This is a genomic window from Deferrisoma palaeochoriense (assembly GCF_054656955.1).
The window spans coordinates 1-14,017 of sequence record NZ_BAAHXI010000044.1 but is presented as its reverse complement, the minus strand read 5'-3'; the positions used below and the strand labels follow the sequence as shown (position 1 = coordinate 14,017).

Here is a 14,017-nt window from a genome sequence, read left to right as displayed (position 1 = left end):
GAGTGATCTTCCCTTTTTCCAGGAGGTTGAGCGATGAGACGCAGTTGGACGTGCTGGATTGCCGGGCTGGCGATCGTGGGACTCTCGGCCCCCGCCTTCCCGGCCGGGTTCCACATCCGGGAGCAAGGGGCCAAGGCCATGGGCATGGCCAACGCCTTCGTGGCCCAGGCCGACGACGCTTCCGCCCTCTTCTTCAACCCGGCGGGTCTTGCGTTCCAGAACGGAAGTCAGGCGAGTCTTGGCGTTACGATCATTCAGGTCCCGGAGACCGAGTTCGAGGGGAAAACCTGGCTCGGCGACCCCAACGTGGCGAGTTCCGAGTTTTCGGGCAAACAGAGCGCACGGCCCGACATCTTCTTCCCCCCAAACCTCTACCTGACCCACTCCCTCAAGTCGTCCCCGGTGGCCTTCGGTATCGCCGTCAACTCGCTGTTCCCGCTCGCGAAACGCTGGGATACCACGAGCCCGTTCCGAGACGATGTGAAGGAGGTGGCAATCAAACCGATCAACATCAACCCCACCGTGGCGTTCCGGTGGAAGAACCTAGGCCTCGCCTTCGGAGTGGACTACACCTACGGCAGCCTGTGGCTCGAAAACAGCCCCTACACGACGGTGTACGACGGGGCCGGAAACCCGGTGAACCTCAATGTCGGCGACCTAGAGGTCGAGGGCATGGGGGACGGGTGGGGGTTCAACTTCGGGCTCCTTTGGAAGCCGGTGGAACAGTGGTCGTTCGGGATTTCCTATCGTAGCCGGATCAAGCTCGAGGTGGACGACGGCGACGCCGACCTCATGGTGAGTCAAAAGGCCCAGGAGGTTCTGGGCCTTCCCAGCCACGTGAACACCGACGGAAGCACCGACCTTACGCTGCCCGACGCCTGGAGCTTCGCCGTGGCGTGGCGTCCCACCAAGCGGCTCACGCTCGAATTCGACGTGGACCGGTTCGGGTGGAGCTCTTACGACGAACTCACCCTCGACTTCGAAGACGAGGCCGTGCTCCACGACGAGACCCTGCCCAAGGACTGGGAGAACACCTGGACCTTCCGGTTCGGGGCCCAGTACGCCGTGACGGCGAACCTGGACGTGCGGGCGGGGTACGCCTACGACAACACCCCGGTACCCGATGACACCCTGGGCCCCGATCTTCCCGACTCCGACCGGCACAACGTGACCTTGGGGCTTGGGTGGCACAACGAACACGGGGCGCTCGACCTCGCCTACATGGCCGTGCTGTTCAAGGACCGGAGCGTCTCCAACCACATCCAGGACGGCGAATACAAAAGCGAGGCCCATCTCTTCGCCGCCAACGTGAGCTTCTGGTTCTGAGGAAGCCCCTAAACCACAAACGAAACCGCCCGCCCCGGACGCGCCGGGGCGGGCGGTTTCGTTTGGCGGGCGGCCGTACCGTCGTCCGGCCGGCCCTCACTCCCCCGATGCCAGGGCCTTGTCCAGGGGCGGCGGCCCGACCGGTTCCCCCGCTCCCCCTCGGTGCCCGCGGGCCGGACGGCCGAGAAGGAAGCGGGCCACCCGGGCCGCGTCGTCCACCACCAGGTACAGGGCGGGCACGAGGAACAGGGTCACCGTGGTGGACACGGCCACGCCGAAGGCGAGGCTCACGGCCATGGGAATGAGGAACTGGGCCTGGACGCTTCGCTCGGCGATCATGGGCACCAGGCCGAAAAAGGTGGTGAGGGTGGTCAGGAGCACCGGCCGGAACCGCCGCACCCCGGCCTCCACGGCGGCCCGCGCGGGCGGGGTTCCCGCGGCCCGGGCCCGGTTCGTGTAGTCGATGAGCACCAGGGCGTCGTTCACCACCACGCCGGCCGCGGCCACGATCCCGAACATCGACAGGAGCGTGAGCGGCATCCCCAGGAGCACGTGGCCCCACACCGCGCCCACGATGCCGAAGGGGATCGCGGTCATGACGATCAGGGGCTGGACGTAGGACCGGAACGGGATGGCGAGCAGGGTGTAGATTGCCAGGAGCGCCACGGCGAACCCCTTCCACAGGCTCCCCAGGGATTCCCGCCGGTCCTTCTCCTGCCCCTCGAAGCTGTAGGTGAGCCCCGGGTAGTCCGAGAGGACGCCCGGCAGGTGGCGGGCGGCGAGATCCGAGAGCACCTCCTGGGCGTTCGTCACGTCCTCGTCCACGTCGGCCAGCACGTTGATGACCCGCTTTCGCTCCTCGCGGCCGATGGTGGCGTAGCCCCGGGTCAGCACCACCTCGGCCACCTCGGAGAACGGCACGGCCGCCCCGCCGGGGGCCCGCACCCACATGGACTCGATGTTCCCCAGGCTCCGGCGCTCGGCCTCGGGGTAGCGCACCATGACCTTGACCTCGTCCCGGCCCCGCTGGACCCGGAGGGCCTCCTCGCCCCGCAGGGCCGCCCGCACCTGCCGGGCGAGGTCGTTCAGGGTGAGCCCCAGGAGCCGGGCCTCGGGCTTCAAGCGAAGCCGCATCTCGAGCTTCCCCTCCTGGAACGAGTCGCGGATGTCGGTGACCCCCGGGTAGGCGGAAAGGGCGTCTTTGACCCGGGCGGCCGCGGCCTCCAGGGTGTCGAACCGGTCGGCCGAAAGGCGCACCACGATGGGCTCGCCCGAGGAGAAGAGGCTCGAGGCGAAGGTGAGGGATTCGGCGCCCGGAATCGAGCCGGTGAGTTCCCGCCACCGGGCCGCCACCTTGGCCGAGGGGGTGTCGCGCTCCTCTGAGGGCAGGAGCTGGAGCCGCACCGTGGCGAGGTGGGAACCGCTCGCCCCCCCGCCCTGGGGCCCCGCCCCGCCCGCGCTCTGGCCCACCAGGGTGTAGACGTGGGTCACGAGGGGCCGGCCCCCCTCGGTCATCTCGTCCCGGAACCGGCGGGCCGCCTCCTCGATCCGGGCCACGGCGGCAGCGGTTTCGGCAAGCGAGGTGCCCTGGGGCATGACGAGGCTGGCGGTGACCCGGTCGGACTCCACCTTGGGGAAGAACACGAACTTGATCCGGCCGCCCGCGAACCACCCCAGGGTCACGAGGAACACCGCCGCGAAAAGCGCCACGCTGAGGTAGCGCCAGGCCACGGCGCGGCGCAAAACCCAGGCGTAGGGGCCGTTCACGAAGGCGGAAAGCCCCCGGCCGAAGAGCCGCCGGAACCGCTCCAGGGGCCCGGCCTTCGCCCGCGGGGGCGGCACCGACGAGAGGTGGGCCGGCAGGATGAAAAGGGCCTCCAGGAGCGAGATCGCAAACGCCGCGATCACCACGAGGGGAATGACCCGCATGAATTTGCCCATGGTGCCCTCGACGAAGAGAAGGGGCACGAACGCCGCGATCGTCGTGAGCACCGAGAAGGTCACGGGCACGGCCATCTCCCGAGCGCCCCGCACGGCCGCCTCGGGGCCGGACTTCCCCTCCTCCAGGTGGTGGTACACCCCCTCCCCCACCACGATGGCGTCGTCCACCACGATCCCGAGCGCCAGGATGAACGCAAAGAGCGAGATCATGTTGATGGTGACGTCCAGGTGGGGCAGGAGCGCCAGGGCGCCCAGGAACGACACCGGGATCCCCATGGTGACCCAGAAGGCGAGCCGGGGCGCGAGGAAGAGAAGGAGGCTGCCGAACACGAGAAGGAGCCCGAGGCGGGCGTTTCGGAGAAGGAGGTCCCGCCGGGCCTTCAGGATGTCGGTGCGGTCGCGCCACACGGCCAGGCTCACCCCGGCCGGCAGATCGGCCGCGTGCTCGGCCACGTAGCGCTTCACGGTCTCGGCCACGTCGATGGCGTCCTGCTCGCCGGTGCGGTAGATCTCGAGGAGGGCCGCGGGCTTTCCGTCGAACCGGGTGATCCGCTCGGCGTCCTCGTCGAACCCGTCGCGGATCCGGGCGATCTCGCCCAGGGTCACCCGGGTGCCGTCGGGCCGGGCGAGGACCACCACGTCCTCGAACTCCCGGCCCGTGTAGCGCTGGCCCTTGGTGCGCACCAGGATCTCGCCTCCCCGGGTCCGGAGCGTCCCGGCGGGGAGATCCAGGCTCGAGCGCCGCACGGCGTCGGCCACCTGGGAGAGGGTGATGCCGTAGCGGCGCAGGGTGGCCTCGGGCACCTCGACGGAGATCTCGTAGTCCCGGGTGCCGAGCACCTCCACCTGGGAGATGTTCGGCAGGGCCGTGAGATCGTCGCGCACCCGCTCGGCCAGGACCTTCAGGGTGCGCTCGGGCACCTCGCCGTAGATCACGAGATCCACCACCTGGCGCCGCCGGGTGACCTCGGTCACCACGGGCTCCTCGGCGTCGTCCGGGAAGGTGGTGATCCGGTCCACCTCGCTTTCCACGTCCCGGAGCACCCGGAAGCTGTCGGCCCCCCGCTCGAGTTCCAGGGTCACCGTGCCCACGCCCTCGGCGGCCCGGGAGGTGATGCTCTTCACCCCCTCCACCGAGGCCACCCGCTCCTCGATCCGGGTGCAGATGGCCTCCTCCACCTCCTCGGGGCTCGCCCCCGGGTAGGCCACCGTGATCGAGATGGCGTCGAGTTCGATGTCGGGGAACACCTCCTGCCGGATGGTGCCCAGGGTGAGGGCCCCGGCCGCGAGCACGAAGATCATGAGCAGGTTCGCGGCGACGTGGTTCTCCACGAACCAGGCGATGGGGCCGCGCTTGACGCCCGGGATCACGGCGCCGCCTCCGCCACCCGCACGGCCATGCCGTCGGTCGCGGCATCCACCCGGCTCACCACCACCCGGTCCCCGGCCTCGAGGCCCTTGGCCACGAGCACCCGGTCGGCCTCGACCCGGGCCACCTCCACCGGCCGGAACCGCAACCGCCCGTCCCCGTCCACGACCCACACCACCCCGCCCTCCCGCAGGGCCTCCCGCGGCAGGGGCACCACGCCCCGCAGGGGCTTGCCCTGGATCCGGGCGGTCACGAAGAGCCCCACCGGAAGCGGGGTCCGGCCGGGCCGGAAGGGGTCGGCCACCCGGGCCACGAGCCCCACGGCGCGCGATGCCGCGTCCACCTCGGCCTCGGTGCGCACGATCCGGCCCTCCCACCGGCCGCGCCCGGCGCCGTAGGTCCCTTCCAGCACCACCCGGGGCCCGGTCTCGGGATCGGGCCGGCCGAGCCAGCCCAGCTCCTCGGTGGCCACGGGGAGCACCACCTCCACGGCATCGGTGGCGTAGAGCCGGGCCACGGCCCGACCGGCCGTCACGTACTGCCCCGGATCCACGCTCTCGGAGCGCACCCGGGCCGCGAACGGGGCCCGGATCACGGTGCGCTCCAAGGCGAGGCGCGCCGCCTCCACCCGGGCCCGGGCCGCCTCCAGGTCGGCCCGGGCCTGGCGGAGCTGGGGTTCGCGGAACAGGAGCCCCCCATCCTCGGGCGGGGGCCGGTCGCCGTAGAGTTCTTGCCACTCCTCCCGGGCCGCGGCCGCCTCGGCCTCGGTCCGCTCGAGCTGCACCTTGGCCTGCTCCACCCCGGCCTCGGCCGTTCGGAGCTGGAGTTCGTAGTCCCGGGGGTCGATCCGCAGGAGCACCTCCCCCTCGGCCACGAACCCGCCCGTGACGAGGTTCGGCGACACCTCCACCACCTCGCCCCCCACCTGGGGCACCACGTCGATCTCGGCCGCCGGCCGCACCGTGCCGTGGGCCTCCACCTCGACCCGCACGTCCACCGGTTGCACGGCCGACACCCGCACCAGGGGTCCGAGATGGGGCCGCTCGCGCCGGGGCGGGGCCTTTCGGCTCTCCACCAGGGCCTTGAACCCCAGGAGCCCGCCGGCCAGCACGACCAGGGGCAGCACGGTCATCAGGACGAGCCGGAAAACCTTCCGGCCCCGGGACGTCTCGTTCATGGCTCCCCTCTCTGCGTCGAGGCCTCGATCGGGTTCGCCGCAGGCTCGCCGGCCACCCGGTCCTCGTCCCCCCACGCACCCCCCAGGCTGAGCAGGAGGGACACGCGGGCGGAACAAAGCTGGTGCCGCGTCTCCACTTTCTCTAGTTCCGCAGCCAAAAGCGTTCTTCTAGCAACCAACGTGCGCGTCAGATCTTCCAATCCCCTCCGGTACCGGAGGGTCGCGGTCTCCACGGCCCGCTCGGCGTGGCGCCGGGATTCCTCGAGGGCCGCCAGGCGCTCCCGTTGCGCCGCCTCGACGGCCAGGGCGTCCTCCACCTCCTGGAGCGCCGCGAGCACGGCCTGCCCCCACGCGAGCCGGGCCTGCTCGGCCCGGGCCTCGGCCTCGGCCAGGGCCGCCTTCCGGCTCCCCGCGTCGAAAAGCGGCTGGGTCAGGTTGGCGATCAGGGTCCAGAAGGTGTTCGTCCCCAGGGCGAGATCCCGAAGGACGTCGCTCGACCGCCCCCCCGAGGCCGTCAGGGCGAACCGCGGGTAGCGGTCGGCGTCCGCCGCGGCCGCCCGGGCCTGTCCGGCCAGCGCGCGGCGTTCGGCGGCCCGCAGATCGGGCCGGCGCCACAGGAGGTCCGACGGAAGGCCGGCCGGCACGGGGGACGGGGGCGGGGGAAGGGTTGGGGCCGGGTCTTCCCATTCTTCGGATTGCGTGCCCATCAACACCATAAGACGGTGCGCTGCGACCTCGCGTTCCTGTTTCAGCAAGGCCAGGCGGGCCCGGTCGTCCTCCACGAGCTGGCGCCCCTGGTGCACGTCGGCCGCCGGCACGAGGCCCCTCCGATACCGGGACTCCACCACGGCCAGGCGCTGGCGGTCGGCCTCCAGCATGCGCTCCACCACGGCGGTCTTCTCCCGCGCCGCGGCAAGATCGAGCCAGGCCCGCACCGCCTCGGCCACCACGAGGTGGTACGCCCGCTCGGCGTCATCCCGGGCCGCCTCCAGGTCGAGCCGGGCGGCCTGCTCCAGGTTCGCCACGCGGCCCCACAGATCGGCTTCCCAGGAGAGGGAGACGGTGAGGTCGTAGCTGTCGTTGACCCGGTCGCCCACCCGCACCTCCCCGGGCGTGCGGGTCCGCTGGGCCCCCAGCGATCCGGTGACCGTGGGCAGGCGTGCCGCCCCGACCCGGGCCGCCGCGGCCCGGGCCTCCCGCACCCGCGCCGCCGCCCTCCGGAGATCCAGGTTCCCCTCCACCACCCGCTCCACGAACCCGTCCAGGGCCGGATCGCCGAAGGCCCGCCACCATCGGTAGGCCAGCACCCGCCCGGCGGCCTCGGCCGGCACCCGGGAGAACGTGCGCGCCTCCAGGGGCACCGGCGGCTCGGGCCGGGTGAGTTCCGCCGGGCCGGCGCAGCCCGCGAGCGCCGCCGCCACCAGCAGCCCGCCCCACACCGCCCGGGGTCTCACGGTTCCACCCCCAGGCCCCGAAGGGTGAAACGGGTCACGTGATCGCAGATCCGGTCCACGGTTTCTCCGTCGTAGGCCCGGCCCAGCAGGTCCTCCAGCACCCGCCGGCCCCGCAGGAAGTGGATCACCTGGCCCATCAGGCTCGCCGCGGCCAGGAGGGCCCCCTCCTCCCCCAGGTCGGGCCGGGCCCGCAGAATCAGGTCCCGGAACGCCTCGTGGTTGGGCCGGAGGATCCGCTCCAGGAGCAACGGGTAGGCCGGCCCGGGGTCCCCCACCTCCCGCATCACCAGGAGCGGGAACCGGCCCCGGTCTCGGCGCTCCTCGTCCAGGATCCGCTCGATCCAGGCCCGAACGAAGTGGCCCACCACGGTCCGAAGGTCCTCCACCGGGTCCCGGCCCCGGGCCTGGGCCAGTGCGGCCTCGCGGACCCGGGCGAGCCGCTCGATCCGCTCCCGGAACAGTTCCAGATACAGGGGTTTCTTGCCCCCGAAGTGGTAATGCACCGCGGCCACGTTGGCCCCGGCGGCCCGGGTGATCTCCCGCACCGTGGCTCCCCGGTACCCTTTTTCCGCGAACACCCGCTCGGCCGCCTCGAGGAGCCGCGCCCGGGTGCCCGGTTCCGCCCGCTGGGTCACCATTCACCTCCGCATCGCCGGGTGGCCCGATCCTACCGAACGGGCGCCCCCGGGGCCCGTAAAGATGGGTAAAGACGGCTGGGACGTTAGGACGTTAGGACGCTGGGACGTTGGGACGGCGGGACGCCCGACGTCTTTGCCTGCGGCAGCAGCGCCTGCCCCCTCCTGTGCGCCCCGCGCCGTCCGCCCCCGGTCCTGCTGAGCGGGCAGCAGGCCCGGGCATGAAACGGGAGTTTCAATCATTTGTTTGATGCCGTCAAGCCCTCGGGGGCCAGACTTGCGCCCGCGTCACAGGGAGGGGAAGATTGGGCCGCCCTGCCGCCTCGCGGCCTGGCCGCCCAGCCAAGAAGGACTTGCCCATGGACAGCGGATACCTGCTTCAGTGCGCGACCTGCGGTGCGGAGAACCACGTACCCCACGGCCAGACCCACGAACGCCGGCGGTGCCGGTGCGGGGCGTGGCTCATCCCCGGAAACTGTCTGCCCACCGACGTGGGGGCCGAGGACTGGGACCGGGAGGTCCTGGGCTCGACGGCCCCCGTGATCGTGGTGGTGTGGGGCGAGGCCTGCCCGGTGTGCGCCGAGTACGAGGTGAGCGTGTTCGACATGGCCGTGAACCTCTACGGCGTGGCCCGGGTGCTGCGCCTCGACATCGAGGCCCACCCCGAGGTGGCCGCCCGGTACGGCGTGGAGGGGGTGCCCACCGTGCTCCTGTTCCGAGACGGCGAACTCCTCGCCAAGCTCCCCGGCCCCCGGGGCGAACGGGGCCTGCGTGAGGCGTTGGGGGTGTGCTGAGCAACTTCGGCTGGGCGGCTAGGCGGCTTGGCGGCTGAAAACCTCCCGTGGTCCAGCGGCACTGCCCGGCCCCGCCTGTCGAAGCGGCTGCCGTGTCATAGGCCAGGATTTAGAGGTCAGAGGTCACAGCCCCCCCTGTCCTCTGTCTTCCGTCCTCTGATTCCCGGCACGCCGCGGCTTCCAAGCCGCGACAATAGCCTTTCGGGCCTTCGGCCCGGACGTTCCGTTCGCGCGGTGTGGGGTTCCGGTCGGTCGGGCTACCCCCCGGCCCCCACCACCCGCACCCGGCTTCGGCCCGTGCCGTCGGGGAGCACCTCGACCCGGGTTCCGATCCGCTCGGCCATGCCCGGCACGTGGGAGATCACCCCGATCCGCCGGCCCGAGGCCTGGAGGGCCTCGAGCACCTCGAGCACCGTGTCCAGCGTGTGGGGGTCGAGGCTCCCGAACCCCTCGTCCACGAACAGGCTCTCCACCTGCACCTGCCGCGAGGCCAGCGACGAGAGCCCCAGGGCCAGCGCGAGCGACACGAGGAAGCTCTCGCCCCCGGAAAGGCTCTGGACCGAACGCACCTCGTCTCCCAGGTGCCGGTCCACCACCTGGAGGGCCAGGTCCTGGCCGGGCACCCGGCCGAGCCGGTACCGGGGCGCGAGGTCCCGCAGGTGGTGGTTCGCGTGGCCGAGGAGCACCTCCAGGGTGAGGCTCTGGGCGAAGGACCGGAATTTCTTGCCGTCGTGGGAGCCGATCACCTCCGCGAGCCCGCCCCACACCCGCACCCGGTCCTCCTGGGCCTCGATCTCGGGCCCGAGCTCCGCCCGGCGCGCCCGGGCCTCGTCGTCGGCCCGCAGTTCGGCCAGGATCCGGCCCCGCTCCTCCTCGAGCGCGCGGCGCTCGGCCTCGGCCCCCTCGAGGGCGGCCGCGGCCTCGTCGGGCCCCAGGCTCGGCGCCCCCGCGGCCTCGTGGTTCTGGAGCGCCTTCTTCCGGTCCTCCACCACGCTCCGGGCCCGGGCGAGGGCGGTGTCGAGGTCTTGGAGCGCCTGTCGGGTCTGCCGGAGCCACGCCTCCCCCCGGGCCAGGAGTTCCCGCACCCGTTCCTCCGGAACCCCGCGGGCCGCGAGCGCGTCGGCCAGGGCCTTCTCGGCCCGCTCCCGGGCGGCCCGGGCCCCCCCGAGCCGCTCCCGGGCCCCGCTCACCCGCTCCCCGGCCTGGGCCAGGTCGCGGGCCGCCCGCTCCCGGTCGGCCGCGGCGGCCTCCCGGGCCTCGCGGGCCCGGGCGAGGCGCCCCTGGAGTTCCCGCCGCACTTCGTCCACCGGCCGCCCGCCGAGCACCCCGGCCCGTTCCCCCTCGAGCCGCTCCACCTCCGCCCGGGCCTGGGCCTCCTCGTCCCGGGCGCGGGCAAGTTCCTCGGCTCGGGCCGCCAGGAGCCCCTCGGCCGCCTCGATCCGGGGGCCTGCGGCGGCGAGGGCTTCGGCCAGGCGGGCCCGCTCGGCCTCCTTCCCCCGCCAGGCCTCCACCTGGCCCCGGGCATCGCGGCCGAAGCCTTCCGGATCGCCCCGGAGATCCTCGGGCCAGCCCGGCCAGCGGGCAAACGCGGCCTCCATGCCGGCCAGGAGTTCCTCGGCCTCCCGGGCTACCCGCTCCCCCTCGGCCCGCAGGGCCTCGAACTCCCGAACGGCCTCCTCCGCCCGCCCCCGGGCCGCCTCCCACGCCGCTTTCGCCGCCTCGGCCGCGGACCGGGCCCCGTCCCAGGCCTTCCGGGCGGCCTCCCGCTCCGCTAGAAGCCCCTGGATCCTCCTGGCCTCGGCCCGCAGCGCCGTGAGGCGCCCCCTCACCTCGTCGGCGATCCGGCCCACCGCCTCGGCCGCCCCGGGGACCTCGGGCGCCTCGGGCACCCGGGGATCCCCGGCCCGGGCCCGCCCTTCCGCCCACGGGGCACGAAGGGCCTCCAGGGCCTCCCGGTGCCGGGCCGCCGCCTCCGCGGCCTCGGCCCCTTTGCGGGCCCACGCCTCCCGCTCGGCCGCGGCCTGGCTCCGGCGGGACACCAGGTCCTCCTGGGCCGCCCGGAGTTCCCCCACGCGCTCGGCCTGCGCCTCCAGGGCCCCGGCCGCCGGGGCCCCGCCCTCGGCCCAGGGGTGCTCCGTGGCCCCGCACAGGGGGCAGGGCTCCCCGGGCCGGAGCCGGGCCCGGTGCTCCTCGAGGCCCAGGGACGCCCGGAGCCCCTCGAGCGCCCGCTCGGCCTCCTCGAGGGCCGCGCGGCTTCGGGTGAGTTCCGCGTCGAACTCCGACAGGGCCTCGTCGCGGGCCTTGACCTCCCGGTCGGCCCGGGCCTGGGCCTCCACGGCCGCGGCCTCGTCGGCCGCCTCCCGGGCCGCCCGCTCGGCGAGCCCGGCGAGCCGCTCGAGCGCCCCGAGCCGCTCCCCCAGGGCCTCGATCTCCCCGCCCACCGCCTCCGGGTCGAGCCCCTCGGCCGCGGCCTCGGCCGCCCCGAGCCGCTCCTCTGCACGGGCCTGGGCCTCCCGGGCGGCCTCCCACGCCGAGCGCCGGGCCGCCTCGTCCGCCCGGGCCGTCTCGGCCTCCGCCTCGGCCCGGCGCACCGCGTCCGCCAGCTCCCCCGCGCGGCCCGCAAGTTCGGCGTACCGGCCGAGGTCCCGCTCCCACCGGGCCCACCCCTGGGCCACCGGCCCGACCCAGGCGTGCTCCTCCCGCCAGGCGTCCACCGCATCGAGGGCCTCCGCCGTGCGCTTCTTCTCCTCCTCGAGGCGGGCCCGGTCCTCGGCCGCGGCCGCGTGCCGGGCCCCGGCCCGCTCGGCCGCCGCCCGGGCCCCGGCCAGCCGCTCCCGGGCCGCGCCGAGCCGGGTGTCGAGTTCCACGGCCCGGTCGATCTCCGGCCGAAGCCGCTCCTCTTCGGCCTCGGCGTCGGCCAGGGCACGGGCCGCCGCCTCGTCGGCGGCCGCGGCCCCCGCGGCCCGGGCCTCGAGTTCGGCCCGCCGCTCCTCCTCCGCCTTCACCGCCTCCGCCGCCTCCCGTTCCTCGGCGGCGCTCCGGTCCCGCTCGGCCACCAGGGGGGCGAGGGTCCAGGCCTCCTCGGCTTCCGCGAGTTCCCGGCGCAGGGGCTCGGCCTCGGCCCGGGCGGCCTCGGCCCGGGCCAACTCCTCCTCCGCCTCGGCCACGGCCGCGGCCATGCGATCCCGCGCGCCGTGCCACTCCACGGCCCTCCGGGCCTCCTCCACCGCGGTCCGGGCCGCCGCAACCCGGCGCTCGGCCTCGGCGCGGGCCTCCTCCCGGGCCGCCCGCTCGTCGTCCGCCAGCACCCGGATCTCCCCCAGCCGGGCCCGGAGCGTCTCGAGCCGGGCCCGTTCCTCCTTGGCCCGCTCGTGGGCCGCCCGGGACACGAGGCCGTAGAGTTCCGTGCCGGTGACCCGCTCCAGGAGCGCCGCCCGCTCGTCGGGCTTGGCCCGCAGAAACGCCGCGAAGTCCCCCTGGGCCAGGAGCACCGAGCGGCGGAACTGGTCGAAGGTGAGCCCCACCTTCTCCTCGATGGCGGCCTTGGTCTCCGTGCGGGTCCCCCCGAGCCGCTGGCCGGTCTCCAGGTCCTCAAGACTCATCTCCTGGGGCTGGAACCGGCCGTCGGCCCGGCCCCGGGCCCGGCGCACGGCCCACCGGGCCCGGTAGCGCCGGCCGTCGGCGCCGACGAAGTCCACCTCGGCCCAGCCCTCCCCGGCCCCCCGCCGGAGCACGTGGCGCACGTCGCCCGCCCCGAGGCGCAGGGCCTCGTCCTCGGCGCCCGTGCCGATCCGCTCGCCGCCGGCCCCCACGAACCGGGGCACCGCGTCGAAGAGCGCGAGGCACAGGGCGTCGAGGATCGTGCTTTTCCCCGCGCCTGTGGGGCCCGTGATCGCGAAGAGCCCCGCCCTCGAGAGGGGGGCCTCCTCGAACTCGAGCCCGAACCGGCCCTCGAGGCTCGCCAGGTTCTCCCCCCGGATCGCCAGGATCCTCATGCCGCCCCCTCCCCGTGGCGCACCCGGTCCACGAGTTCGTGGAACGCCGCGAGCATCTCGGCCGGCGGGTCGGCCTCGAACGACCGGGCCCAGGCGGCCCGGAACACGTCCTCCGGGGTGATCTCCTCCAGCGTCCGGCTCGGGGCGGCCTCGGCCAGGGCCTCCCCGGTCCCGGTGTACTCGACGCTGAGCCGCAGGAGCCGGGCCGCCCGCCCCTCCAGGGCCTCGTCCACCCGGGCCCGGAGGCCGGGGTCGGGCCGGTCGAGCCGCACCCGCACCTCGAGGTACGGCCGGAACGGGTCGGCCGGCTCGCCGTCCAGGGGGTCGAGGGCCCGGAGCCGGTCGAGGACCTCGTCGAGCGGTGCGGCCCCGTCCCCGGGCACCCGCAGGATCTCCACGGGCCGGGGCGCCCGCAGGGCCTCCGTGCCAAGGAGCCGGTCGCCCTCCAGTTCCACCAGCACCACCTGGCTCGGGTACCCGGCCTCCGAGACGTCCAGGGGAAGGGGCGCGCCGCTATAGCGCACCCGCTCCTGGCCGCCCGGGGCCTGGGGCCGGTGGAGGTGCCCCAGGGCCACGTAGGCGATCTCCTCCGGAAACGTCTCGAGCGGAAGGGCGTGCTGGTTCCCGCCCAGGATGCGATGTTCGCTCCACTCGCTCACGGTTCCGCCCCGCACGTAGGCGTGCCCCAGGGCCACGAGCCCCTGGCCCGGCGCCCGGCGCTCGGCCGCCGCCTCGACGGCCCGGCGGTACACCTCAGCCACCCCCTCCTCGGGCGACCCCGCGCCCGGCGGAAGATCGGCCGGCCGCAGAAACGGCACGGCGAGCGCCCAGGCCTCCACCTCCCCTTCGGCGTTCTCCAGGGGCACCACGACCCGTTCGAACCCGCCGTCGCCCCCGAGCGTGCCCACGGCGTGCACCCCGAAGGCGTCGAAGAGCGGCCCGGGCGCCTCGAGCCGGCCGGCCGAGTCGTGGTTCCCGGCGATCACCACCACCCGGAGCCGGGGCAGGCGGCGCCGGGCCTCGGCCACAAAGGCGTACCACAGGGCCTGGGCCCGGGCCGAGGGGTTCGAGGTGTCGAACACGTCCCCGGCCACCAGGAGCGCGTCCACCCGGCGCTCCTCGAGCACCCCGAGGAGCCAGTCCAGGAACACCCGGTGCTCGTGCTCCCGGCTCACCGCGCCGAACGAGTGCCCCAGATGCCAGTCGGAGGTGTGGAGGATGCGGATCATGGGTAGGTGCCTCTCCGTTCGGACGTTGGGACGTTGGGACGCCCGGACGCGGGACGTCCGGGAATGGGGAATGGGGCATCGTTGGCTCTCGGCCTGG

General features: G+C 74.1%; 8 protein-coding genes. 2 read left to right on the top strand and 6 right to left on the bottom strand.

The genetic code is table 11. From position 1 onward, the window contains the following. Window positions 1-33: 33 nt before the first annotated feature. Complete coding sequence (locus ACYQ8L_RS12430) at window positions 34-1,326, top strand: OmpP1/FadL family transporter (RefSeq protein ID WP_459942124.1); 1,293 nt, start codon at window positions 34-36, stop codon at window positions 1,324-1,326. A gap of 96 nt (window positions 1,327-1,422) precedes the next feature. Here ACYQ8L_RS12430 and ACYQ8L_RS12425 read toward each other — a convergent pair whose 3' ends face one another. The 4 genes from ACYQ8L_RS12425 to ACYQ8L_RS12410 are packed head-to-tail and all read right to left on the bottom strand — an operon-like array spanning window position 1,423 to window position 7,902. Further along, entirely contained in the window at window positions 1,423-4,638 is a 3,216-nt protein-coding gene (locus ACYQ8L_RS12425; protein WP_459942123.1) for an efflux RND transporter permease subunit, read from the bottom strand. Continuing rightward, window positions 4,635-5,813, bottom strand: a complete 1,179-nt coding sequence (locus tag ACYQ8L_RS12420; RefSeq protein ID WP_459942122.1) for an efflux RND transporter periplasmic adaptor subunit — start codon at window positions 5,811-5,813, stop codon at window positions 4,635-4,637. Before ACYQ8L_RS12420 ends, ACYQ8L_RS12425 begins: the two co-directional genes overlap by 4 nt. Next, window positions 5,810-7,267 carry an efflux transporter outer membrane subunit gene (locus ACYQ8L_RS12415; protein ID WP_459942121.1) on the bottom strand — a complete coding sequence of 486 codons (1,458 nt, stop codon included), beginning with the start codon at window positions 7,265-7,267 and terminating at the stop codon, window positions 5,810-5,812. The genes ACYQ8L_RS12420 and ACYQ8L_RS12415 overlap by 4 nt, the downstream gene beginning before the upstream one ends. Further along, a complete protein-coding gene (locus ACYQ8L_RS12410) occupies window positions 7,264-7,902 on the bottom strand; it encodes a TetR/AcrR family transcriptional regulator (RefSeq protein WP_459942120.1) in 639 nt (212 codons plus the stop codon). Before ACYQ8L_RS12410 ends, ACYQ8L_RS12415 begins: the two co-directional genes overlap by 4 nt. Before the next feature lie 359 nt (window positions 7,903-8,261). Here ACYQ8L_RS12410 and ACYQ8L_RS12405 point away from each other — a divergent pair, with 359 nt between their 5' ends. Continuing rightward, on the top strand, window positions 8,262-8,696 hold the full coding sequence (locus ACYQ8L_RS12405) for a thioredoxin family protein (protein WP_459942119.1): 435 nt from the start codon (window positions 8,262-8,264) through the stop codon (window positions 8,694-8,696). Between the two features lie 257 nt (window positions 8,697-8,953). Here ACYQ8L_RS12405 and ACYQ8L_RS12400 read toward each other — a convergent pair whose 3' ends face one another. Next, entirely contained in the window at window positions 8,954-12,691 is a 3,738-nt protein-coding gene (locus tag ACYQ8L_RS12400; RefSeq protein WP_459942118.1) for an AAA family ATPase, read from the bottom strand. Beyond that, on the bottom strand, window positions 12,688-13,917 hold the full coding sequence (locus tag ACYQ8L_RS12395) for an exonuclease SbcCD subunit D C-terminal domain-containing protein (RefSeq protein ID WP_459942141.1): 1,230 nt from the start codon (window positions 13,915-13,917) through the stop codon (window positions 12,688-12,690). The genes ACYQ8L_RS12400 and ACYQ8L_RS12395 overlap by 4 nt, the downstream gene beginning before the upstream one ends. Window positions 13,918-14,017: the final 100 nt, after the last annotated feature.

Bases quoted from the DNA above. Each gene is read 5' to 3' on its own strand.
- ACYQ8L_RS12430 (WP_459942124.1), top strand. From the start codon at position 34: ATGAGACGCAGTTGGACGTGCTGGATTGCCGGGCTGGCGATCGTGGGA.
- ACYQ8L_RS12420 (WP_459942122.1), bottom strand. From the start codon at position 5,813: ATGAACGAGACGTCCCGGGGCCGGAAGGTTTTCCGGCTCGTCCTGATG.
- ACYQ8L_RS12405 (WP_459942119.1), top strand. From the start codon at position 8,262: ATGGACAGCGGATACCTGCTTCAGTGCGCGACCTGCGGTGCGGAGAAC.
- ACYQ8L_RS12400 (WP_459942118.1), bottom strand. From the start codon at position 12,691: ATGAGGATCCTGGCGATCCGGGGGGAGAACCTGGCGAGCCTCGAGGGC.